This is a genomic window from Actibacterium sp. MT2.3-13A (genome assembly GCF_018139985.1).
GTDB lineage: Bacteria > Pseudomonadota > Alphaproteobacteria > Rhodobacterales > Rhodobacteraceae > JAGSOU01.
This window is the reverse complement of record NZ_JAGSOU010000005.1, coordinates 114,478-137,765: the sequence shown is the minus strand read 5'-3', so window position 1 is coordinate 137,765 and position 23,288 is coordinate 114,478. Positions and strand designations below refer to the sequence as shown.

General features: G+C 68.7%; 21 protein-coding genes. 11 read left to right on the top strand and 10 right to left on the bottom strand.

The annotated features are described in order from the left end of the window. Positions 1-114 precede the first annotated feature (114 nt). The 4 genes from recJ to KCI33_RS06695 all read right to left on the bottom strand — a co-directional run bounded on the left by recJ (position 115) and on the right by KCI33_RS06695 (position 4,562). A complete protein-coding gene (gene recJ / locus KCI33_RS06710) occupies positions 115-1,866 on the bottom strand; it encodes a single-stranded-DNA-specific exonuclease RecJ (protein ID WP_212523998.1) in 1,752 nt (583 codons plus the stop codon). Beyond that, the gene (glpX, locus tag KCI33_RS06705) at positions 1,863-2,828 is read right to left on the bottom strand and encodes a class II fructose-bisphosphatase (protein ID WP_212523997.1); all 966 of its coding nucleotides are present in this window, start codon (positions 2,826-2,828) and stop codon (positions 1,863-1,865) included. The genes recJ and glpX overlap by 4 nt, the downstream gene beginning before the upstream one ends. 73 nt (positions 2,829-2,901) lie before the next feature. After that, positions 2,902-4,188 (bottom strand): homoserine dehydrogenase, encoded by a 1,287-nt coding sequence (locus KCI33_RS06700; protein ID WP_212523996.1) that lies wholly within the window; start codon positions 4,186-4,188, stop codon positions 2,902-2,904. Positions 4,189-4,265: 77 nt separating this feature from the next. Continuing rightward, entirely contained in the window at positions 4,266-4,562 is a 297-nt protein-coding gene (locus tag KCI33_RS06695; RefSeq protein ID WP_249138948.1) for a hypothetical protein, read from the bottom strand. A 103-nt stretch (positions 4,563-4,665) separates the two neighbouring features. On the opposite strand from KCI33_RS06695, the gene KCI33_RS06690 reads away from it, so the two are divergent. Next, positions 4,666-5,253, top strand: a complete 588-nt coding sequence (locus KCI33_RS06690) for a TetR/AcrR family transcriptional regulator (protein WP_212523995.1) — start codon at positions 4,666-4,668, stop codon at positions 5,251-5,253. Between the two features lie 165 nt (positions 5,254-5,418). Here the strand turns inward: KCI33_RS06690 and KCI33_RS06685 are convergent, their stop codons facing one another. Beyond that, positions 5,419-6,330, bottom strand: coding sequence for a pirin family protein (locus tag KCI33_RS06685; RefSeq protein WP_212523994.1), 912 nt, complete (start codon positions 6,328-6,330; stop codon positions 5,419-5,421). Positions 6,331-6,498: 168 nt separating this feature from the next. Between KCI33_RS06685 and KCI33_RS06680 the strand changes: the two genes are divergently transcribed. Next, positions 6,499-6,972, top strand: a complete 474-nt coding sequence (locus KCI33_RS06680; protein ID WP_212523993.1) for a hypothetical protein — start codon at positions 6,499-6,501, stop codon at positions 6,970-6,972. 42 nt (positions 6,973-7,014) lie between these two features. Here KCI33_RS06680 and KCI33_RS06675 read toward each other — a convergent pair whose 3' ends face one another. The 3 genes from KCI33_RS06675 to KCI33_RS06665 are packed head-to-tail and all read right to left on the bottom strand — an operon-like array spanning position 7,015 to position 9,929. After that, positions 7,015-7,593 (bottom strand): hypothetical protein, encoded by a 579-nt coding sequence (locus KCI33_RS06675; protein ID WP_212523992.1) that lies wholly within the window; start codon positions 7,591-7,593, stop codon positions 7,015-7,017. Positions 7,594-7,596: 3 nt separating this feature from the next. After that, positions 7,597-8,154, bottom strand: coding sequence for a TadE/TadG family type IV pilus assembly protein (locus KCI33_RS06670; RefSeq protein ID WP_212523991.1), 558 nt, complete (start codon positions 8,152-8,154; stop codon positions 7,597-7,599). Further along, complete coding sequence (locus KCI33_RS06665; protein ID WP_212523990.1) at positions 8,151-9,929, bottom strand: TadE/TadG family type IV pilus assembly protein; 1,779 nt, start codon at positions 9,927-9,929, stop codon at positions 8,151-8,153. Before KCI33_RS06665 ends, KCI33_RS06670 begins: the two co-directional genes overlap by 4 nt. Positions 9,930-10,248: 319 nt before the next feature. Between KCI33_RS06665 and KCI33_RS06660 the strand changes: the two genes are divergently transcribed. The 5 genes from KCI33_RS06660 to rpoD all read left to right on the top strand — a co-directional run bounded on the left by KCI33_RS06660 (position 10,249) and on the right by rpoD (position 17,829). Next, on the top strand, positions 10,249-11,679 hold the full coding sequence (locus KCI33_RS06660; protein WP_212523989.1) for a Glu/Leu/Phe/Val dehydrogenase: 1,431 nt from the start codon (positions 10,249-10,251) through the stop codon (positions 11,677-11,679). 155 nt (positions 11,680-11,834) lie between these two features. Then, the gene (locus KCI33_RS06655) at positions 11,835-12,224 is read left to right on the top strand and encodes a TadE family protein (protein ID WP_212523988.1); all 390 of its coding nucleotides are present in this window, start codon (positions 11,835-11,837) and stop codon (positions 12,222-12,224) included. A gap of 8 nt (positions 12,225-12,232) precedes the next feature. After that, positions 12,233-13,540 carry a pilus assembly protein TadG-related protein gene (locus KCI33_RS06650; RefSeq protein WP_212523987.1) on the top strand — a complete coding sequence of 436 codons (1,308 nt, stop codon included), beginning with the start codon at positions 12,233-12,235 and terminating at the stop codon, positions 13,538-13,540. 225 nt (positions 13,541-13,765) lie between these two features. Beyond that, complete coding sequence (gene dnaG, locus KCI33_RS06645) at positions 13,766-15,718, top strand: DNA primase (RefSeq protein WP_212523986.1); 1,953 nt, start codon at positions 13,766-13,768, stop codon at positions 15,716-15,718. 119 nt (positions 15,719-15,837) lie between these two features. After that, the gene (gene rpoD, locus KCI33_RS06640) at positions 15,838-17,829 is read left to right on the top strand and encodes an RNA polymerase sigma factor RpoD (RefSeq protein WP_212523985.1); all 1,992 of its coding nucleotides are present in this window, start codon (positions 15,838-15,840) and stop codon (positions 17,827-17,829) included. On the opposite strand, the gene KCI33_RS06635 is transcribed toward rpoD, so the two are convergent. Beyond that, the gene (locus tag KCI33_RS06635) at positions 17,830-18,339 is read right to left on the bottom strand and encodes a hypothetical protein (RefSeq protein ID WP_212523984.1); all 510 of its coding nucleotides are present in this window, start codon (positions 18,337-18,339) and stop codon (positions 17,830-17,832) included. Between the two features lie 190 nt (positions 18,340-18,529). Here KCI33_RS06635 and KCI33_RS06630 point away from each other — a divergent pair, with 190 nt between their 5' ends. The 4 genes from KCI33_RS06630 to ribD all read left to right on the top strand — a co-directional run bounded on the left by KCI33_RS06630 (position 18,530) and on the right by ribD (position 21,154). Further along, positions 18,530-19,000: a hypothetical protein gene (locus tag KCI33_RS06630; RefSeq protein ID WP_212523983.1), complete on the top strand. Its 471-nt coding sequence runs from the start codon at positions 18,530-18,532 to the stop codon at positions 18,998-19,000. Between the two features lie 73 nt (positions 19,001-19,073). Then, positions 19,074-19,478 (top strand): secondary thiamine-phosphate synthase enzyme YjbQ, encoded by a 405-nt coding sequence (locus KCI33_RS06625; RefSeq protein ID WP_212523982.1) that lies wholly within the window; start codon positions 19,074-19,076, stop codon positions 19,476-19,478. A 108-nt stretch (positions 19,479-19,586) separates the two neighbouring features. Further along, positions 19,587-20,054, top strand: a complete 468-nt coding sequence (gene nrdR / locus KCI33_RS06620; protein WP_212523981.1) for a transcriptional regulator NrdR — start codon at positions 19,587-19,589, stop codon at positions 20,052-20,054. Beyond that, a complete protein-coding gene (ribD, locus tag KCI33_RS06615; RefSeq protein WP_349252187.1) occupies positions 20,051-21,154 on the top strand; it encodes a bifunctional diaminohydroxyphosphoribosylaminopyrimidine deaminase/5-amino-6-(5-phosphoribosylamino)uracil reductase RibD in 1,104 nt (367 codons plus the stop codon). Before nrdR ends, ribD begins: the two co-directional genes overlap by 4 nt. Before the next feature lie 60 nt (positions 21,155-21,214). On the opposite strand, the gene KCI33_RS06610 is transcribed toward ribD, so the two are convergent. Next, positions 21,215-23,281 carry a capsular polysaccharide biosynthesis protein gene (locus tag KCI33_RS06610; protein ID WP_212523980.1) on the bottom strand — a complete coding sequence of 689 codons (2,067 nt, stop codon included), beginning with the start codon at positions 23,279-23,281 and terminating at the stop codon, positions 21,215-21,217. Between the last annotated feature and the right edge of the window lie 7 nt (positions 23,282-23,288).

Below are 23,288 nucleotides of genomic sequence, written 5' to 3'. Positions count from 1 at the left end.
AGCGCCGTGGCGTGACGCGGTAATTAGGCAAAACGCGCGGAGGGTGCAAGAGGATTTTTGAAAAAAGTTCCGGGAAATTTTCGGCGCCCCGAGACCCGCGCGAAAATGGCCTTTTCAGGCCCGCGCGGCGTCCTCAAGACGCAGCTGGACGCGCTGTTTCCCGCCCCAGCTGTTGATCTCCAGCCGGCCGGCGAGGTGGAATCGCGCGCCGCCGTGGTTTTCCAGCATCGGACCCAGCGGGCCGTCGAAGGCGCCGAAGCAGATCGCCTCCAGCCGCGCCGCCAGACCGTCGCTGAGCGTCAGTTTCAGGTGGCTCTCGCCCACCCTCTTGGCGAAGCGGATCTCGGCCTCGGGGAAGGCGAATCGCGGGGCAGGGGCACCCGCGCCGAAGGGGCCGGCGGCCTCGATCCGCTCGATCAACTCGACCGTCGCCGCGCCTGGCATGAGCAGCCCGTCGAGGCGCAGATCGGCCGGGCCCGCCGCCCCCGCGCCCTGCTTTTCAAGCAGCTCGGCGAGGCGCTCCATCGCCTCGTCCAGCCGGTTGCGCGCCACGGTCAGGCCCGCGGCCATCTTGTGCCCGCCGCCCTTCAGCAGCAGCCCCTCGGTCGCCAACCGGTGGATCGACGCGCCGAGGTCGACGCCCGCGATGGAGCGGCCCGAACCCTTGCCCTCGTCGCCATCCAGCCCGATCACCACCGCGGGGCGGTTGCTGGCCTCCTTAAGGCGCGAGGCGACGATGCCCACGACGCCGGGGTGCCAGCCCTCGCCCGCGGCCCAGACCAGCGGGCCGTGGAGCCCGCGCGCCTCGGCCTGCTCCAGCGCTTGGTCGCGCACGGCGTTCTCGATCTCGCGCCGCTCGGTGTTCAGCTCGTCCAGCCGCGCGGCCAGGGCCGCGGCCTCGGCCGGGTCGTCGGTAGCCAGCAGCCGCGCGCCGAGATCGGCCTGCCCGATCCGCCCGCCCGCGTTCACCCGCGGCCCCAGCAAGAAGCCGAGGTGATAGGGCGTGGGAAAGCTGTCCATGCGCGAGACGTCGGACAGCGCCACCAGACCCGGGCGTTCGCGCCGGGCCATGATCTTGAGCCCCTGGCGCACAAGCGCCCGGTTCACGCCGATCAAGGGCGCGACGTCGGCCACGGTCGCCAGCGCCACGAGGTCGAGGTAATCCAGCAGGTTCGGGCCGTTATGGCCGGCCGCGCGCATCTGCCGCCCGGCCTCGACCAGCATTAGGAACACCACGCCGGCGGCGCACAGATGTCCCAGATCGCCCGATTCGTCCTGCCGGTTGGGGTTCACCACGGCCAGCGCGGGCGGCAGCGTCTCGCCGCCCAGGTGGTGGTCGAGCACGACCACATCGGCGCCCTCGGCCGCCGCGATCGGCTCATGGCTCAGCGTGCCGCAATCGACGCAGATGATCAGGTCGTGGTCGCGCGCCAGCGCCCGCATGGCCGGCACGTTGGGGCCATAGCCCTCGTCGATGCGGTCGGGGATGTAGAGCGTGGCAGCCCGTCCCAGCGCGCGCAGCCAGTCGATCAGCAGCGCGGCCGACGCGCCGCCATCGACGTCGTAATCCGCGAAGATGGCGATGCGCTCGCCCCTGCGCACCGCCTGCAGGACACGTTCCGCCGCCGCGCCCATGTCGCGCAGGCTCAGCGGATCGGGCAGCAGGTCGCGCAGCGCGGGCGAGAGGTAGCTTTCGGCCGTCTCCGGCGTCACGCCGCGCCGGGCCAGCACCTGCGCCACGGGGGCGGGCAGGCCGGTGGCCTGGGCCACGGCCTCGGCCAGCCGGTCCTCGACCCCCGAGGGCCCCACCCAGCGTCGGCCCGTAGCCGAGCTTTCGACGCCCAGAAAGGCCGCCCGCCCGGTCACTTCACCGGATTGCGGTAGATCATGCGCCGGACCGAGCCGGTCTTGGAGCGCATGAGGATGGTTTCGGCGGTCAGGAAGCCCGGCTCGCGCTTGATGCCGCGCAGGATCGAGCCGTCGGTGACGCCGGTCGCGGCGAAGATCACGTCGGCGGTCACCATCTCGTCGCGCGCATAGATGCGGTCGAGATCGGTGATCCCGGCCTTTTCGGCGCGGGCGCGTTCATATTCGTTGCGGAACAGCAGCTTGCCCCAGATCTGCCCGCCCATGCATTTCAGCGCCGAGGCCGCAAGCACGCCCTCGGGCGCGCCGCCCGAGCCCATATACATGTCGATGCCGGTGATCTCGGCCTCGGCGCAGTGGATGACGCCGGCCACGTCGCCGTCGGTGATCAGCCGGATCGCGGCGCCGGTCTCGCGCAGCTCGGCCACCATGTCCTCGTGGCGCGGGCGTTCCAGCACGCAGACGGTGATGTCGGACAGCGCGCAGCCCTTCGCCTCGGCCAGAGCCTGGACGCGCTCGCAAGGCGTCATCTCAAGGCTCACCACGTCCTTGGGGTAGCCCGGCCCGACGGCGAGCTTTTCCATGTAGACGTCGGGGGCGTGCAGCAGCGTGCCGCGCGGGGCCATGGCGATCACGGTCAGTGCGTTCGGCATGTCCTTGGCGGTCAGCGTGGTGCCCTCCAGCGGGTCGAGCGCGATATCCACGCCCGGGCCGTCGCCGGTGCCTACCTCCTCGCCGATATAGAGCATCGGCGCCTCGTCCCGCTCGCCTTCGCCGATGACGACCACGCCGGCGATGTCCAGCATGTTCAGCTGCTCGCGCATGGCGTTCACCGCGGCCTGGTCGGCGGCCTTTTCGTCGCCGCGGCCGATCAGCTTGGCCGAGGCCATGGCGGCAGCCTCGGAGACGCGGGCAAGGCCCAGCGACAGCATGCGGTCGTTGAAATCGGTCGGGTGAGACATCCGTAATATCCTGTAGTTATGTGGGCGCCGCCCCCTACACCTAGCCGGTGACAGGGAGGTGACACAAGTTCGGCTAAACCTTTTCGATGCGGATCGCGACCGGACTGCCCTCGACCACGCCGGTGCCGGCCAGGGCGCTGCGCGCCAGCTCCAGCGCGTCGCGCGTCGTCTTGTGGGTGACGATCAGGACGGGCGCGGTGGGCTCGGCGTGGCCGTATTGGCGCATCCGGTCGATGGAGATTCCGGCGTCGCCCAGCACCGCCGCCACCTTGGCCAGCGCGCCGGGTTTGTCCTGCAGCTGCATCCGCAGGTAATAGGGCGCGGCGGCGGCCACGCGGGCGCGGCGGGCCTGCTCCAGCCCGGCCGCGGGCTGGCCGAAGGTCGCCACGCGGATGCCGCGGGCGATGTCGATGACATCGGCCATCACCGCGCTGGCGGTCGGGCCTTCGCCCGCGCCCGCGCCGCGCAGCACGATCTGGCCCACGGAATCGCCTTCCAGCACCACCATGTTGGTGCCGCCCTCGAGCTGCCCCAGCGGGCTGGAGGCCGGCACCAGGCAGGGCGTCATGCGCTGCTCCAGCCCCCGGCCGGTCATCTGCGCCACGCCCAGCAGCTTGATGCGGAAGCCCATGTCGGCGGCGCGGTGGATGTCTTCGATGGTGATCTCGCCGATGCCCTCCAGCTCCACCCCGCCGAAATCGACCCGGGTGCCGAAGGCGATGGACGCCAGCAGCGCCAGCTTGTGCCCGGCGTCGATGCCGCCCACGTCAAGCTCCGGATCGGCCTCCAGATAGCCCAGCTTGCTGGCCTCCTCGAACACCTCGTCGTAGGGCAGCCCCGCGCTCTGCATCCGGGTGAGGATGTAGTTGCAGGTGCCGTTCATCACCCCCATGACGCGGGTGATCTCGTTGCCGGCCAGCCCCTCGGTCAGGGCCTTGACCACCGGGATGCCGCCCGCGACCGCCGCCTCGAAGCGGATCACGCGGCCGGCGGCCTCGGCGGCCTCGGCCAGTTCCTGTCCGTGGATGGCGAGCATCGCCTTGTTGGCGGTCACCACGTCCTTGCCGGCGGCGATGGCGGCCTCGGTCGCGGCCTTGGCCGGCCCGTCCGAGCCGCCCATCAGCTCCACGAACACGTCCACATCCTCGCGCGTGGCCAGGGCGACGGGGTCGTCCTCCCAGGCGTAAGCCTCGACATCGACGCCGCGGTCCTTGTGCCGGGTGCGGGCCGAGACAGCGGTGATCGCCACCGGGCGGCCGCTGCGCCGGGACAGCAGGTCGGCGTGTTGCTGGACGATCTTGACGACGCCGACACCGACGGTGCCGAGCCCGGCAATGCCGAGGCGCAGGGGGGTGGTCATGTTCGGGCTCTCCATCCGGATGGGTGCAGGACGCGCGACAGTTAGCGCGTTGCGCGCGCGCTTGCAACGCGCCCGGATCACCCCGGATGGCGGGCGATGGCGCGCATCAGCCGCGCCCGGTCGGCGGGCGGCAGGGCGGAGATGCGGCGCAACTGCGCGGCCCTGCGGCGCAGCGCCGCGGCCCGCGCGGCAAGCCGCGCGCCGGTCTCCGCGTCCAGCGCGGCCACCTCGGCCCCGGCGATCAGACCCTCCAGCGGCACCAGCCGCGGATAGGGTGCGGCGCGGGCCTCGGCGCTGGTGGCGGTGTCGAGCGCGGGGAAATCCGTGCAACCCGCCAGCAGGGCGAGCGTGATGATCAGTGCGGCGCGTGTCATGGGCCCTGGCCGTGGCGGGAATCTGGCCTGACCTTAGCCCCGCGGGGGGCGGGGCGGCAAGCTAAGGGTTGAACTGAACGGCTGTTCAGTTCAACCATGGGCCATGGCACGCAAGACAGGTTCCCATTCCGACATCACCGGACCGAAGGTCCGCGCCGCCGCGCAGAAACTTTTCGCGCGGTATGGCTACGCCGCCGTCTCCATGCGCCAGATCGCGGGCGAGGTGGGGGTGCAGGCCGGCGCCCTCTACAACTACACGCCGGACAAGCAGAGCCTGCTGTTCGACATGATGAAGGCGCATATGGAGGAGTTGCTCGCCGCCTGGGAGGCCGAGCCCAAGGGCGAGGGCCCCCTGACGCGGCTGGAGGCCTTCGCGCGGTTCCACGTCCGCTTTCACCTCGACCGGCCCGAGGCGGTGTTCATCGCCTATATGGAGCTGCGCAACCTGGAGCCCGGGAATTTCGAGGTGATCGAAGCGTTGCGCAAGCGCTATGAAAGCGAGTTGGAGGCAATCCTGCGCGACGGGCAGGAGGCGGGCGTGTTCTCTCTCGCCGACAGCAAGCTGACGACGCTGGCGGTGATCGCCATGCTGACCGGCGTGACCACATGGTACCGCGACGAGGGGCGGCTGAGCCGCGACCGGGTGGTGGGGATCTACTGGAACATGGTGCGCAAGGCGGTGGGGGCCTGACGCCGCCCTTCGGCCTGGCGGGACCGTGCGACCCTTCTCTTCTTTGCGCGGCGCGCGGCGGTTTGAGTATTTGGGCCAAGAAGAAGGGGGCTGTCTTCTTCTTGGCCATAAATACTCACTTCGGAACCGCGCGGCCGGCGGGGCGGCTCGCGGTGGGGCGCCCCCTCAATGGGCGGGCTTGATGAAGGTGCCGTTGCGCAGTTCGCGCATGGCCTGACGCAGTTCGTCCTGCGTGTTCATCACGATGGGGCCGTGCCAGGCCACCGGCTCTTCGAGCGGCGCGCCCGAGATCAGCAGGAAGCGCACGCCGTCCTCGCCCGCCTGCACCGTCACCTCGTCGCCGCTGCCGAAGCGCACCAGCGTGCGGTCGCCGGACATGTCGCGGATGTTCACCTCCTGGCCCATCACCTCCTTCTCCAGCAGGACGCCGCTGGGCGCAGATGCGGCGGCAAAGGCTCCTGAGCCTGCGAAGACATAGGCGAAGGCGCGGCGGTAGGTGTCGACCGGGAAGGTCTTCTTCACGCCCGGCGGCACCGAGATGTCCAGGTATTGCGGATCGGCGGCGATACCGTCCACGGGGCCGGTCCTGCCCCAGAAGCGGCCCACGACCACCCGCACCACTGTGCCGTCGTCGTCGATGATCTCGGGGATGTCGGCGGATTTCACGTCCTGGTAGCGCGGCGCGCACATCTTCATGCTTGACGGCAGGTTGGCCCAGAGCTGGAAGCCGTGCATCTGGCCCGTCGCGTTCCCCTTGGGCATCTCCTGGTGCAGGATGCCCGACCCGGCGGTCATCCACTGCACGTCGCCCGCGCCCAGCGTGCCGGCATTGCCCAGCGAATCGCCGTGCTCCACCGTACCGTTCAGCACATAGGTGATGGTCTCGATCCCGCGATGGGGATGCCACGGGAAGCCGCGCAGGTAATCCTCGGGGCGGTCGTTGCGGAAATCGTCGAACAGCAGGAACGGGTCCAGTTCGGTCGGGTCCTGGAAGCCGAAGGCGCGGTGCAGGTGGACGCCCGCGCCCTCCAGCGTCGGGATGGCCTTGCGTTGCGATGCGACAGGTCTGATGGACATGGCAGGTCTCCTTTCGTCAGAAGGTAGGGGCGGGGAAGCGCGGCGGCAATGTGCGCCTGTGCGCGATGGCCGCAGGGGATATGTGCATCCGCGCAAGGGTGACGCGGGCTCTCGATCTTTCGGCGCGCGGGCGTTAAAGGGGGCTGAGTTTTCAGTGAGGAACCCGAGATGTCTGATGTTCTGGCCACCCTGTCGGCCTCGAAACCCCGCCGCCTGTTCGGCCTGGGGGTGTTGCTGACCCTGGGCTTCGGGCTGATCTACCTGGCGCTGGCGCGCCCGCCTTCCTCTGTCGGATGGCAGATCTTCCTGATCGCGCTGGGCGCGTTGTCGCTGGTGCTGGGCGAGAAGATGCGCCGCGCCACGCTGGGCAAGGTCGTGCTGACCGCAGAGGGGCTGTTCGACGGCGAGGGCCGGGTGCTGGCGCCGATCGCGGAGATCACCGGCGTCGACCGGGGCCCCTTTGCGATGAAGCCCTCGCACGGTTTCACGGTGCGGCTGAGCACGGCGCGCGGCCGGGGCTGGGCGCCGGGGCTGTGGTGGCGCATGGGCTATCGGCTGGGCGTGGGCGGCGTCACGCCCGCGGCGCAGGCCAAGGTGATGTCCGAGGCGCTGACCGTCCTGCTGATGGAGCGCGACGGCTGAGCGCCGCTGCCGCTGCGCCCCGCGCGCGGGCCGCCTGGCCGGCTAGGGGCAGGCGGCGCCCACCAGGCAGGGCGCGGCCACGAAGCGCGGCCGCGTGACCACCACGTTGGAATAGCTGTTTTCCGTCAGGCCCACGTTGAAGGGCGGGTGGTAGCTGGTGAAGGTTTCGACCACGAACACGCGGTCGCCCGCCGCCATGATCGGAATGACCGCGTCGTAGTCGGGCAGATCGGCGGCGGAGAGTGCGCCCCGGGCATTGCTGCCGTAGGACCAGTCCAGCGCCAGCTTGCGGCCGGCCTCGGCGCATTTCTCGGCGCAGCGCACCAGGCTGACGCGGATCGCGCCGTCGGTGCCGCTGCCGGCGGTGAGATAGTCGAACAGGTCGCTCATCGCCTCGATCTCCCCGGTCTCGATCCGGCCGTCGAGATTGCGGCTGAACAGGTCCGAGATCGTGTAGGAGGCCTTGAGGTTGACGCTGCGCGCGTCATAGGCGTCGAAAAAGACCAGGCCGCCCAGATACCACCAGACCAGCAGCGGCAGGATGATCACCGCCTCGGCGGTCATCCAGCCGCGCTCGTCGCGGCGAAAGCGGGCGATGGCGGCGCGCAGGGCGTTCGGCATGGCTCAGTTCCCTCCGGCGCCGGGTTCGTTGACATAGGCCGAGGTGGCCACCAGCGCGAAGCCGTCGCGGGTGTTCTCCTGCATCTTCATCCCCAGGCCGCTGCCCGGGATGATCGGGTCGATCAGCACGCAGGCGCGCACGATCATCAGCTCGTTCTCGGGGCCGTCGCGGAAGGTGACCACGGGCTGGATATTGGCGCTGCGGTCGCGGCAGGTCGCGGCCGGGTCGGGCAGGGTGTAGTCGGGCGCGCGCACCGGCCGCAGCTCCAGCAACATCTCGTCCTCGCAGTTGGGAATGATGCCGGCGCGGGCGCAGATCCGCTGTTTCAGAAGGTCCTGCGTCATGTTGGGCCAGGCGCCCAGGCGCAACTCGCGCACGGCGATGTCCAGCGCGCGCTCCAGCATCACCTGGCGGATCATGACCACGCCCATCTCGATGCTGGACAGGAAGAGGCTCATGAAGATCGGGAACAGCAGCACGAACTCGATCGAGGCGGAGCCGCGCTCGTCGCGGCGCAGCCGGGCGAGGGGACGGCCGGAGCACCCGGGCCGCGCGCTCATTGCGTCAGCCTCAGCTGGTTGATCGAGCTGGCGATGGTGCCGAAGACCTCGGCCAGGTTGGTGCCGTCGGCGGGGAAGTAATGCCCCGGCGAGGTGGCGCATTTCGCCATCACCGTGTCGGCGTCGCCGCCGACCTCGAAGCCGATGGTGTAGACGATGATGCCCTGCCGCTTGGCGGCGGTGCAGATCGCGTCGAGCTGGCCGTTCTTGTCGGCGTTGCCGCGGCTGGCCACCGGGTTCGCCAGCCATGAGAACCCCGCGTACCAGTCGGTCGGGAATGTCTCCCAGACCTCGGGATAGCTCATCTGCACGGCCGAGCCGGGCTGATCCACCGTCTGGGTCAAGGTGGTGTCGGTGCAGCGCACGCCGCGCCACCATTTCTTGTCCCTGGTGCAGGTTCGCTGGGTCACGGTGATCTGGTCCACGCCCTGGCCGTAGGGGTCGTCGTGCCAGGTGCCGTCCTTGGTATAGAAATACTGGCCGCGGCCGGGGTCGTAGACCGAGAAGGCGTCGTCGTAATATGTGTTGCGCCACACCTCGGACAGGCCGTTGCGATAGGGCTCCTTCAGGTAATATTGCGTGGTGTTCACGCCGTCGGTCATCAGCACGATCACCTTGATCGAGTAGTCCTGGTCGTAATTGTAGGGCCGGCCGAGGAAATCCGGGTCCACGACCGGGGCGCCGCCCGCTCCGGCGGTCGAGGTCAGTTTGCCCACGATCTGGCGCATCTCGGGCGACAGCAGCGCCGTGCCCCATTTCATGCCGATGTCGATCGAGGTGTTGCCCCCGGCGCGCAGCCCGTCGATATACCCCTCCATTTCACTGTGATCGCCGACGAAAGGGCGGATCTCGCGCCAGCTGTCGGTGCGGCAGGTGCGGTTGTCCGGCGTGGTGTCATACCAGCGGCTGCGGGCGTCGAAGTGGCCGGTGCGCTTGAGCTCCCAATAGGGGATCTGGGCGTTGCGCGCCATGATGTCGGCGGTTGCGAAATCCTCCGGGTCGAAGGTCACGCAATGCGAGTTCGCGTGCTCGTCGGTGATGTCGACAAGGGTGAGCTGGGGGTCGTTGAACTGCGCCAGCAGGGTCGGGCCCACCGTCACCTGCTCGGCGTAGGGCACCATCGAGATCGACACCTTCCCCGCCTGCACCGTGCAGGGCTTGCCCGAGCCGCGCGCGGCGTTGGGGTTGCACTGCATGTAATAGGAGAAATCCTTGGCCGCCTCGCGCAGCTTCGCGATCTTGGTGCCGCCGTCGGTCCAGCTTCCCATCGAGCCGGACACGTCCAGCACCAGCGAGATTTCCAGGTCGGTGATGCCCTGCTCGGCGGTGGCGGCCGAGGCGGCGGTCAGGGTGTCGATGCCCGACAGCCTCATGAACATTGTCCTGACCTCGGCTTGCGCCGTGGCCGAGACCCGGCGATAGCTCACCTCGTCGGCGGCGGTGGTGCTGGTGACCTGGACATCGCCGAGATACTGGCCCAGACCGGCCTTGTCGAAATAATCCGTCACCACCGCCTTGGCGTCGAGATCGTTGTCGATGTCGGCGGCGGCCAGAACGGCGCGGTCCATGGTGTTCTGCAGCCGGGTGCGGGTGGTCTCAACCCGGATCACGTCGACCGCCATGCCGGTGATGCCCAGCATGATCAGCAGCAGGAACAGCCCGAAAATGACCAGCGACCCGTCCTCGCGGCGGGCGAAGCGCCGCAGCGTCGCGAGCCGGCGCAGCCGTCCGCGCCTGCGGGTGTCACCGCGTTGCGGGGACGCGTCGATACACATTCTCAATCACCTTTTTCTGGCCGCCCGCGAGGGGGGGCAACGGCCGCGCGGAAGCTGCGCCTGCGGGCGGGAGGCAAACCGATGGATATGGCCCAAATGGGGCGGGTCTGCGCCACAAAAGGGCTATTCACGGGCATTTCGAGCGATTTGACGGGTTGACCAGGCGTCAGTGTCCGGGATGTGCAGCAATTGGGTTGCCTTGGGAAACTATTTCCGCGCTGGCCGCGCCGCGGTTCGGGGTGGCAGATCGGCCCGGAACGCGTAAGGCTTGCCGGGGCGAGTCGCCGTCGCTGGCCGCCGCCGCGCAGGGAGGGAAGACATGACCGGCATCGTCGAGCCGAGCTTTCGCGAATCCGTTGACCTGATGTTCAGCCGCGCGGTGGCGCTGATGGACCTGCCGCCGGGGCTGGAGGAAAAGATCCGCGTCTGCAACGCGACCTACACGGTGCGCTTCGGGGTGCGGCTGCGCGGACAGATGCATACCTTCACCGGCTACCGCTCGGTGCATTCCGAGCACATGGAGCCGGTCAAGGGCGGGATCCGCTTTGCCACCACCGTCACCCAGGACGAGGTGGAGGCGCTGGCCGCGCTGATGACCTACAAATGCGCGCTGGTCGAGGCGCCGTTCGGCGGTTCCAAGGGCGGGTTGCGCATCGACCCGCGCGAATGGGAGGAACACGAGCTGGAGCGCATCACCCGCCGCTTCGCCTATGAGCTGGCCAAGCGCGACCTGATCCACCCCAGCCAGAACGTGCCCGCCCCCGACATGGGCACCGGCGAGCGCGAAATGGCCTGGATCGCCGACCAGTATCGCCGGATGAACACCACCGACATCAACGCCAATGCCTGCGTCACCGGCAAGCCGATCAACGCCGGCGGCATCCAGGGCCGGGTCGAGGCTACCGGCCGCGGCGTGCAATACGCGCTGCGCGAGTTCTTCCGCCATCCCGCCGACGTGGCGCGCACCGGGCTCACCGGCACGCTGGATGGCAAGCGGGTGATCGTGCAGGGGCTGGGCAATGTCGGCTATCACGCCGCCAAGTTCCTGTCCGAGGAGGACGGCGCCCGCATCATCGGCGTGATCGAGCGCGACGGCGGGCTCCACAACCCCGAGGGGCTGGACCTCGGGGCGGTGCATGAATGGATCACCCTGAACGGCGGGGTTCAGGGCTGTCCGGCGGGGACCTACCTGCCCGAGGGCGCCGTGCTGCTGGAGGAGGAATGCGACATCCTGATCCCGGCCGCCATCGAGGGCGTGATCAACCTCGGCAACGCCGCGCGGGTCAAGGCGCCGCTGATCATCGAGGCCGCCAACGGTCCGGTCACCGCCGGCGCCGACGAGGTGTTGCGCACCAAGGGCACGGTGATCATCCCCGACCTCTACGCCAACGCGGGCGGCGTGACCGTGTCCTATTTCGAATGGGTCAAGAACCTCAGCCATATCCGCTTCGGCCGGATGCAGCGCCGCCAGGAAGAGGCGCGCCACCAGCTGGTGGTCGACGAGCTGGAGCGCCTGGCCGCCGGGCTGGGTGTCGCGGACGGGCTGTCGCCGGGCTTCAAGCAGAAATACCTGCGCGGCGCCGACGAGCTGGAGCTGGTGCGCTCGGGCCTCGACGACACCATGCGCACCGCCTACCAGTCGATGAGCGAGCTGTGGCACGCGCGCGGCGATGTCGATGACCTGCGCACCGCCGCCTATCTGGTGGCGATCGGCCGGGTGGCTTCCGGCTATCGCGCCAAGGGCCTGTAGCGGCGCGGGCCCTGCCGGCATTTCCCCGAAAGGCCACAGCGGCGCCCAATTTATGCCCGGATTCTTGGCAACCGTGGCGATGTTGGCGGGGAAGTGTTGTTGAGGAACTGGCTGTGCGTACCGGCTACGATGAAAGATCTGCAGGCAAGGGGCTCATGGGGCGGATCCGCGAGATCGCCGCGGGCGAGGATGGGTCTTCGACGATCGAGGCTGTGCTCTGGCTGCCGGTGTTCATCGGGGCCTTCTGCCTGATGGCCGACGCGGCCTTCATCTTCAACGGCCAGACCATCGCGATGCGCACCGTGCAGGATGCCAACCGCAACATGTCCATCGGGCGGCTGCAGACCACCTCGCAGGTGGAGCAGGAGGTCGTCAGCCACCTTTCCGCGCTCAGCCCGAATGTGACCGCCCAGTCCTCGATCGTTGCGGGCTCTGTGGTGACGCGGGTCACCATCCCGTCCTCGGACCTGGTGGCGACGGGCTGGCTGAACCGGCTGATGGACATCAACCTCGTCATCCGCTCCGAGCATCTGATCGAGCACTAGGAGCCGCCATGAAGCTGCTGTCCGCCGCAGATCGTTTCCTCAAGGACACCAGTGGCTTTCTCTCCAGCTACGGACTGTTGCTGCTGGCCACGATGATCGCCATGGGCGGCCTCGCCATCGATGTCAGCAACGCCTACCGGATGCGGAGCTACCTGCAGGTCACGGCCGACGCTGCCGCCCATGCCGCGATCTACACCCGCGACACCGGCACGCGCGCCGCCGCCGTGCAGCGCGCGCTGGAGGTCGTCGAGACCTTCCTGCCGGCGCAGGTCTACGGCCAGGTCATCACCGCCGAGGACATCCAGTTCGGTGTCTGGGACAGCGCGAGCGAGACCTTCACGCCGGACCCGAATTCGAAATCTGCGGTGCTGGTCAACACCGTCCAGGTGGCCGAACGCCAGAACAGCGTCGGCACCTACATGCTGCGGCTGATCGGCTTCGACGCCTGGGACGTTCGCCGCGCCGCGGTCTTCGAGACCTACACGCCCACCTGTTTCCGCGAGGGTTTCGTCGCGCAGAACTTGGTCGATCTGCAGAGCGGCAACACCTATACCAACGGCTTCTGCATCCACTCAAACGGCCGTGTCGAGGTCAACAGCAACAACTTCTTCGCCGAAAATACCGTGGTGTCGATGCCCGACCGCAACGATATCGGGCTGCCCAGTTCGGGGTTCGACACCAATGACGGGTTGCAGGATGCGCTGCGCGACGGCGCCTACCAGATCCGCATCCTGAACCGGCTGGCCGGAATCATCGGCGTGCTCGATGATCCCACATCCGCCTACATGCCCGACTACATCACCTCCGACTTGCTCAAGATCCTGCCGTCGAGGATCCCCGACATGACCGATTTCATCTCCGGGCGGATCCACACCTACACCTGCGCCGGGGGCGCCGCCCTGCAGATCCCGAACGGCACCACTCTGAAAAACCTCGTGCTGGTCACCGATTGCCCGGTAAAGTTCGGTCAGGGCGTGGTGCTGGACAACGTGATCGTCGCCACCACCGACACCAGCGCCAAATCGATCTCGGCCGCCTCGGGCGTGCAGGTCGGGCGCGACGACCACTGCGCCGCCGATGGCGGCTCGCAACTGCTGACGATGGGCGGCATCGAGGTGCCTGCCGATCTCAAGGTCTATGGCGGACAGCTGATCGCGATGGGCGATATCACCTTCTCGGCCAATGCCAACGGCATCGAGGGGGCCTCGTTCATCTCCGGCGGCACGATCTCGGGCACCTCGAACATGACCATGGGCTTCTGCGACGGCGGCATGGAGCGGAATTTCGAGACCGAGTATTTCCGCCTCGCGATCTGAGCGTCCGGCGGTGCCGGGCCGTGCGGGCCGGCTGAAGGCCCGGAGGGTGCGGCATCGGGCCGCCCCGGATCGGCGGCGGGACGCCTTCGGCGAGAGTATTTGGACCAAGAAGAAGGCAGCGGACGGAAGCGGCCATCGGGCCGCGCTGCGCTTTCTGCGGTGATCGCGCGCGGTCATCGCGCCGGGGTTCTCGACTCTGCCCCTCATCGTGTGGATACTCGCGCCATGAGCCTGCCCCCCGGATTCCTGGATGAACTTCGCAACCGCCTCAGCCTGTCGCAGGTCGTGGGGCGCAAGGTCATGTGGGACAGCCGCAAGTCGAACCAGGCCAAGGGCGACATGTGGGCGCCATGCCCCTTCCACCAGGAAAAGACCGCCTCGTTCCACGTCGACGACCGCAAGGGCTACTACTATTGCTTCGGCTGCCACGCTAAGGGCGACGCCATCTCCTTCGTGCGCGAGACCGAGAATGTCAGTTTCGTCGAGGCGATCGAGATCCTCGCCGGCGAGGCGGGGATGCAGATGCCCGCGCGCGATCCGCAGGCCCGCGAAAAGGCTGACCGCCGCAGCCAGATGGCCGAGGTCATGGAACAGGCGGTGCAGCATTACCGGCTGATGCTGAACACCGCCCAGGCCGCCGAGGCCCGCGCCTATCTGGAGCGCCGCGGGCTGACGCCGGCGGCGCTGGCGCGCTGGGAGATCGGCTTCGCGGCGCCGGGCTGGCAGGGGCTGTGGGATCACCTGCGGGGCAAGGGCGTGGCCGAGGAGCTGATCATCGCCGCGGGGCTGGCCAAGCCCTCGCAGAAGGGCGGCAAGCCCTATGACACCTTCCGCGACCGCATCATGTTCCCCATCCGCGACGGGCGCGGGCGGGCGATCGCCTTCGGCGGGCGGGCGATGGACCCGACGGATGGCGCGAAATACCTCAACTCGCCACAGACCGAGCTGTTCGACAAGGGGCACAACCTCTACAATCAGGCCCGCGCGCGCGAGGCCGCGGGCAAGGGCCAGCCGTTGATCGTGGCCGAGGGCTACATGGATGTGATCGCGCTCAGCGAGGCGGGGTTCGGGGCGACCGTGGCGCCGCTGGGCACCGCGGTGACCGAGGATCAACTGCGCTTGCTGTGGCGCATCCACCCCGAGCCGATCGTGGCGCTGGACGGCGACACGGCGGGTATCCGCGCCGCGCTGCGGTTGGTCGACCTGGCGCTGCCGCTGCTGGAGGCGGGGCAGAGCCTGCGCTTTGCCCTGATGCCCGAGGGGCAGGACCCGGACGACGTGATCCGCGCCGGCGGCGCGCCGGCGATGCAGAAGTTGCTGGAGGCCGCGCGGCCCATGGTGCAACTGCTGTGGCAGCGCGAGACCGAGGGTCGCGTCTTTGACAGTCCCGAGCGCAAGGCGGCGCTCGACAAGGATCTGCGCGCCGCCATCTCGAAGATCAAGGATCCCTCGATCCGCGGCCATTACGGCGAGGAGATCAAGCGCCTGCGCTGGGATCTGTTCGGCCAGGCCCGCCGCCCCGCAAAGGGCAAATGGCGCGGCCGCGACGCGGGGCCCCGCGTGCAGCCCTCGACCAAGAACAGCCCGCTCGTCGCCGCCGGCCCCCGCTTCGAGGAGGAGCTGCGCGAGGCGGTGATCCTGGCCACGCTGATCACCCATCCGCGCCTGCTGCCCGAACACGAGGGCAAGCTCGAGCGGCTGGAGATGACGACTGACGATCACCGCCACCTGCTTGCGGCCATCCTGCGCCATCACCATATCGAGGATTCAGGCAGCCTGCGCGCGGCCTTGGCCGACAGCCTCGGCCCCGGCCCCCTTGAAAAGCTCTTCGCGCTGCGCCATGTGCAGATCGCGCCCCCCGTGTTGCGCCCCGAGGATGACGAGGCCGCCGCGATGTGCCTCGCCGAGGAGCTGGACAAGCTCATGGCCGCACGCGGGGCCGAAAGCGAGATTGCCGAGGCGATGCAGGACCTGGCGGGATTTGCCGACGAGGGGCTGACCTGGCGGCTGAGCCAGGCGGCGGAGGCCCGCAACCGGGCCGGGCGCAGCGACACGGAGGAAAAAGGGACCTACGATCTGGCCCCCAACGGTGCCCGCATGGCGCGCGAGGAGCGCGATGCCTTTGCCCGGCTTCTGGACCAGATCGGTTATGGCAAGGACAAGCTGCCGCCAGCGTGACGCTCGGGTTACAAAGCGGCAAAGAATTGAAGAGTAGACGGGTGTGCACCACCTTGATTCGGGGTATTGATTCGGATCAGCCTCGAGCGCGAATCACACGCCCCCGCATGGAGCATCGAATGGCCGCAAAAGACACTGACGACCGCAAGACCGACGAGCAGGAGCAGGAACTGACGCTCGACATGAGCCAGGCCGCCGTCAAGAAGATGATCGCCGAGGCCAGGGAACGCGGCTATCTCACCTATGACCAGCTCAACCAGGTCCTGCCGCCCGATCAGGTCAGCTCGGAGCAGATCGAGGACGTGATGTCGATGCTCTCGGAGATGGGCATCAACATCATCGAGGCCGAAGAGGCCGACGACGAGGACAAGGCCTCGACCGACGTGGTCGAAACCTCGTCGTCGCGCGAGGTCGCGCTGGCCCAGACCGAGACCGAGAAGCTCGACCGCACCGACGACCCGGTGCGCATGTATCTGCGCGAGATGGGCTCGGTCGAACTGCTGTCGCGCGAGGGCGAGATCGCCATCGCCAAGCGCATCGAGGCCGGCCGCAACACCATGATCCTGGGGCTGTGCGAAAGCCCGCTGACCTTTCAGGCCATCACGATCTGGCGCGACGAGTTGTTGAACGAGGACATCCTGCTGCGCGACGTGATCGACCTCGACGCCACGTTCGGCCGATCGCTGCTGGATGAGGAGGGCGACGACGGGGAGCCCGTCGTCGGCGACCTCGACGTGACCTCGGCCGCCTCCAAGAAGAAGGAGGAGCAGCAGCCCGAACTCGACGCCGACGGCAACCCGATCCGGAGCGAGGAGGACGAGGACGAGGACGAGCAGGCCAACATGTCGCTCGCCGCGATGGAGGCCGCGCTCAAGCCGCAGGTGCTGGAGACGCTGGACAAGATCGCGCGCGACTATTCCATGCTGTCCGAGATGCAGGACCTGCGGATGTCGGCCACGCTGAACGAGGCCGGCACCTTCTCGGCCCGCGAGGAAGAGGCCTATCAGAAGAAGCGCGCCGAGATCGTCGCGCTGGTCAACGAGCTGCATCTGCACAACAACCGCATCGAGGCGCTGATCGACCAGCTCTACGGCATCAACCGCAAGATCATGCAGATCGACAGCGCGATGGTGAAGCTTGCCGACCAGGCCCGCATCAACCGCCGCGAATTCATCGACGAATACCGCGGCTATGAGCTCGACCCCACCTGGATGGACCGCATGGCCGAGAAATCCGGCCGCGGCTGGACCGCGCTGGTCGAACGCTCCGGCCCGAAGGTCGAGGAGCTGCGCACCGAGATGGCGCAGGTGGGTCAGTATGTCGGCGTCGACATTTCCGAGTTCCGCCGCATCGTGAACCAGGTGCAGAAGGGCGAGAAAGAGGCCCGCCAGGCCAAGAAGGAAATGGTCGAGGCCAACCTGCGGCTGGTGATCTCGATCGCCAAGAAATACACCAACCGCGGGTTGCAGTTCCTGGACCTGATCCAGGAGGGCAACATCGGCCTGATGAAGGCGGTGGACAAGTTCGAGTATCGCCGCGGCTACAAGTTCTCGACCTACGCGACGTGGTGGATCCGCCAGGCGATCACCCGCTCGATCGCCGACCAGGCGCGCACCATCCGCATCCCGGTCCACATGATCGAGACCATCAACAAGCTGGTCCGGACCGGCCGCCAGATGCTGCACGAGATCGGCCGCGAGCCGACCCCGGAGGAGCTGGCCGAAAAGCTGCAGATGCCTCTGGAAAAGGTCCGCAAGGTGATGAAGATCGCCAAGGAGCCGATCTCCCTCGAAACCCCGATCGGGGACGAGGAGGACAGCCAGCTGGGCGATTTCATCGAGGACAAGAACGCGGTGCTGCCGCTGGATTCGGCCATTCAGGAAAACCTGAAGGAGACCACCACCCGCGTCCTGGCCTCGCTGACCCCGCGCGAGGAGCGGGTGCTGCGGATGCGCTTCGGCATCGGCATGAATACCGACCACACGCTCGAGGAGGTCGGCCAGCAGTTCAGCGTGACCCGCGAACGGATCCGCCAGATCGAGGCCAAGGCGCTGCGCAAGCTCAAGCACCCCAGCCGCAGCCGCAAGCTGCGGAGTTTCCTGGATCAGTAATTACGAGGCGTCCCCTTCGGGGGACGTTTCTTTTTTCTTTAGTAATTTCAGGGCGCCTAGAAGGATTTCAGACAGGAGCTGAGAAGTCTGCCAAGCCTCAAAGAGTGCTTGATGGATTTCTTCCAAGTCTTTCAGCATAATGTCGCGCCCATCGGGTGTTTGGATGCGAAAATTATGCTGCTCGTAGAAGCCGTGCATTAGCCTGTTGCGAGCCGCAAGAGCACCTCGCAAGTACAAAAGCTCACTTTCTTCAACATCTAGCTGCTTTTTGAGTTGGCCAATTAGCCGGCCCATTGTCTTGCTGCCAAGCTTTGCCAGGAAATGACCTCCTTCCAGCGGCGAGGGATCCAAGTGCCAGCCTTTGTCGAGTCCCTCTAACGCCAGCAGTATCGTAGTCAATTCAGTTTCTAGAAGCTGCGCGGCCTCCGCGGCTTGGCCGAATTTGCTGTATACTTCCGTTCGCGTAGCCATGTCGAATGATAGGCAAGTCGAACTCACGAAACCAAGCATGAATCGCCCGGGTCGCCTGCGATCCGGGCCGCGCCCGACCCGCCCCCCAGGGGCGGGCGCGATTTGCGCCCACCCCTCGGGTCCGGCGCGGCCCTCTGTTGCGCAGGCCGCTCCACGTCCGCCACTTCCCCGCTGGCACCCGGCGTGAAATCTCCTAGAATGTCCCCCAACCCTAAACCCGGAGCCCGCCATGATCCGCCTGACCGCCGCATTTCTGGCCGCCGCGCTGCTCGCCGGTTGTGGCGAGAAGCCCGCCCCCCGCGCCGTGCCCGACCGCATGCCCAGCTATCGCAGCGTCATCGGCAACGACGTGCTGCCCGTTCCCGGCAAGCCGGGCACCTTCGAGGTGATCGCCTATGCCGCCAACGATGCCGAGCATTTCCGCTGCTCGGGCGGCAGCTATGTCACCAAGGCGCTGGGCCTGCTGCCCAACCGCCGCGTCTATCTCGTCGCGCCGCTGGGGCCCAGCGCCACCCGGCCCGGGCGCAGGGCCATCACCTTCACCGTGCTGCCCGATGACGCCCTGCGGACGGCCGCCGCCGCCCTTCAGGAGGACCACACCCTCGCGATGATCCGCCCGGGCGAAAGCTTCCAGGCCGGGGCGGGGGCGTCGCTGTGCGAGAATATCATTCCCTTCTTCTGGGACCTGCCGGGCGCCTGAGGCGCGGCGCGCTGCCCCGGGCGGGTTCCCTCCGCCCGGCCGATACTTCTCCTGCCAAGGCCGGACAGACGCCATGCACACGACCTTCACCATCGCCACCGACGGCCCCGGCCTCTATGAGTTTACCCGCGACGTCGCGGGCTGGGTGCAGGGCGACGGGCTGCTCACGCTTTTCGTGCGCCACACCTCCTGTTCCCTGCTGATACAGGAGAACGCCGATCCGGAGGTCCGCACCGATCTGCGGAATTTCTTCCACCGCCTCGTGCCGCCCACGTCCGACCCGTCGATGTCCTATCTCACCCACACCTACGAGGGTCCCGACGACATGCCGGCCCATATCAAGGCCGCGCTGCTGCCCGTCAGCCTGTCCATCCCGGTGCAGAACGGCCGGATGCGGCTGGGCAACTGGCAGGGCATCTACCTGTTCGAGCACCGCACCGCGCCGCACCGGCGCGAGGTGGCCGCGCATCTCGGTTGAGTTCGCGCAACCCACCAGATCTAGCGCCCGATTTCCCCTCTACCCAAATCCTAGAGGCTCCCCTATAGTGCCTGTGGATAACTGTCACGATGGACCAAGGGAGAGGCCATGCGCTGCCCGTTTTGCGGAAATATCGACACTCAGGTGAAGGATTCGCGCCCAGCCGAGGATCACGTCGCCATCCGCCGGCGGCGTTTCTGCCCGGCCTGCGGCGGACGCTTCACCACCTATGAACGGGTCCAGCTGCGCGACCTCGTGGTCATCAAGTCGAACGGCCGGCGCGAGGAATTCGACCGCGACAAGCTGGAGCGTTCGATCCGCATCTCCATGCAGAAACGTCCCGTCGAGTCCGAGCGCATCGACCAGATGATCTCCGGCATCGTGCGGCGGCTGGAAAGCATGGGCGAAACCGATATCCCCTCCAAGACGATCGGAGAGATCGTGATGGAGGCCCTGGCCCGGATCGACACCGTGGCCTATGTGCGTTTCGCCAGCGTTTACAAGAACTTCCAGGCGGCCGACGATTTCGAGGATTTCGTCCACGAACTGCGCCCGCCGACCCCGCCCGAGACGTGAGCCAGACCGACACCGACCGCCGTTTCATGGCGCTTGCGCTGAGCCTCGGGGCGCGGGGGATGGGCCGCTGCTGGCCGAACCCGGCGGTGGGTTGCGTCATCGTCAGGGACGGCCGTATCCTCGGCCGCGGCTGGACCCAGCCCGGCGGCCGCCCCCATGCCGAGGTGGTGGCGCTGGCCCAGGCCGGCGCGGCGGCGCGCGGTGCCACGGCCTATGTCTCGCTCGAACCCTGCGCCCATCACGGCCAGACCCCGCCCTGCGCCGCGGCCCTGGCAGAGGCCGGGATCGCCCGCGTCGTCACTGCGCTGGAGGATCCCGATCCGCGCGTGGCGGGCGGCGGCCACGCCCTCCTGCGGGCCGCGGGCGTGACGGTGGAGACCGGCGTCCTAGCCGATCGCGCGGCCCGCGATCACCGCGGCTTCCTGCTGAACCGAACCGCCGGCCGGCCGATGGTCACGCTGAAGCTCGCCGCCTCCTTCGACGGGCGCATCGCCACGGCCAGCGGCGAAAGCCAATGGATCACCGGCCCCGAGGCGCGCCGCGCGGTGCACGCCATGCGCGCGCGCCACGACGCGGTGATGGTGGGAGCGGGCACGGCGCGGGCCGACGACCCGGCGCTGACCGTGCGCGGCCTGGGCGTCGGGCATCAGCCCGCGCGCGTGGTCTGCACCCGCCGGCTCGACCTGCCGCTCGACAGCCAGCTGGCGCGCAGCGCGCGCGAGGTGCCGCTGTGGCTGTGCCACGGCGCCGACGCCGCCCCCGAGATCCTCGCCGCGTGGGTGGGGCTGGGCGCGCGCCTGCTGCCCGTCGCCGTGGGCCGCGACCGCCAGCTCGACCCGGCGGCGCTCTTGCGGGCGCTGGGCGCGGCGGGGCTGACCCGTGTGTTCTGCGAGGGCGGCGGGGCGCTCGCCGCCGCGCTGCTCGGCGCGGGGCTGGTGGACGAACTCATCGGCTTCACCGCCGGCATGACGCTGGGCGCCGAGGGCTACCCGTCGATCGGCGCAATGGGCCTCGACCGCCTGGCCCAGGCGCCGCGCTTCCGCCTGTTGGACAGCCGCCCCGTCGGGCCCGACCTGCTGCACCGCTGGGAACGCGCCTGACCGCCCCTTCTTCTTGGGAAAAATACTCCCGCCGGAGGCGTCCCCAGTCCGCCACGGGCGCTACCGCCAGAGCGGCGCAAACCCGGCGAACACCCCCTGAAGCCTTGAAAGCCCGCGGTTGACCGGCCCGTGCCGCGGCACCTCGCCCGTGGCCAGCCGCTGGACGATCACCTCGACCGGGCAGGGCGTCCCGGTCACGGGATCCAGATAGCGCGGGTAGCCGATCAGCGCCGCATGGGCCAGGCCCGCGACGCTGGGCCGTGCCGTCCGGCGCGCGGGCACCGGGCCGAGATCGCGGGTCAGCCCCCAGCCCGCGTAGAAGGGCGCGCCGAGGCAGGTCACGGCGCGGCCCCGGATCAGCGCCTCGAACCCCGTCAGTGAGGTCAGCGTCCAGACCTCGTCCACGGCGCCGATCAGGGCGGCGGGGTCGGCGGTCTCCAGCACCCTGTCGGCATGTTCCAGCGCCTGATCGCGGCTCAGCCGGCCCGGCCGCAGCCCGGCCTCCACGTCCGGGTGGGGCTTGTAGAGGATCACCGCGCCGGGGTTCTCGGCGCGGGCGCGCGCCAGAAGCTCCAGGTTGGTCCGCTCCGCGCCGCAGCCCAGCCGGACCGACGCATCGTCCTCCACCTGTCCGGGCACCAGGATGCGGCGGCCTTGCGGCAGGTCGGGCAGGGGGCTGGCGGCGAGGTTGTATTTGCTGAGGCCCGCCTGCGCCAGCCTCTCGATCAGGTGGCCGGCGCGCTCCACCTCCTCGGGCGGCAGGGCGCAGCTTTCGGCGATCAGCCGCTCCAGCCGGCTTTCGCGGCCGGGATCGTAATAGATGCCGAGATCGTCGCGCACCAGCGACAGCGGCGGCACCAGTTCGGCCCCAAGCCCGCGCGAGCGCAGGAAGCCGTCCTCGACCCGGAACAGCGGCACGCCCGCCGCCTGCGCGGCGCGGCGCAGCGGTTCGGTCTCCCTGCCGGCCCAGACCAGCACGCCGCGCCCTTTCGCGGCGGCGCGGGCAACGGCGCGGACGGGGCGCTCGTCGAAGATCACCCGGCGTGTCCCCCCGAAGAAGCCTTGCAGCGCCCCGCGCTTCCACAGCCGCATGCCGTGGGCGACATAGCCCGCGCGGTCTTCGCGCGCGGCGCGGGCGCGCGCGGCCAGTGTCTCGATCACGTCCTCCAGCGCGCAGAGCCGGTCGTCATAGGGGTCGTACCAGGTGGGCGCGAGGATCATCGCCGCGGCGAAAAGCTGGGCGCGGGTCAGGCGGCGGCTGCGGCGGGGCAGGGGGTTTTCGTCCTGCGTCAGGCCCCAGCCGGCATAGAAGGGCTGGCCGAAGACGCGCGGCTTGTGGCCCGCGAGGATCGCTTCGAAGCCCAGCTGCGAGGACACGGTGTAGACCGCCACCGCCCCCTCCAGCAGCGCCCAGGGAGAGACCGGATCGGTCAGGAATTCCATCCCCTGCCGCAGGTCGGCGGGGGTGAAATGGCCCGCCCGGTGGCCGCTAAGCGTCTCGGGGTGAGTCTTGATCAGGATGCGCGCGCCGGGATTTTCGATCCGCGCCACGGCCAGCATCTCGCGGAAGGTCGCGGCCGTCGCGCCGCTGGCCGCGACCGAGGCATCGCCCGCGGTCTGGTCGATCACCAGCACATAGCCGGGCGCGGGCACCGGCAGGGCGGGGTCGAAGCCGCTGTATTTCGACAGCCCCGCCGCCTGGATCCGGGCGATGGCGTGGCGCGCGCGGTTCAGCAGCGCGGTGTCGTCCAGCGGATGCGTGGCCAGAAGTTCCTCCAGATCGGACGGGCGGGAGGGATCGAAATGCACCCCCTTGCGGTCGAGGAGCAGGCCCAGCGGCGGCTCGCCCCCGGCGCGCCCCGGACGCAGCGAGCGCAGGAAGGCATCCTCGACCCGCAGCAGGGGGACGCTCGCGCGCCGCGCCACGGCTTCGCCGCGGCGGGCTGTGGGGGAGTGGCCCCAGACCCCCACCATGTCGCCCGGTCCGGGCCGGCCCAGCCGGATCTCGTAGCCCGAAAGGGTAAGAATGCGGCGCAGGCGGCGCTGGGTCAGGAAGCCGCCGTTGTAAACGAAAAGCCGCCGGGAGGTGGTCCCGGCGGCTTCGGAGCTGTCGGATGATCCGGCCATGCGGGCC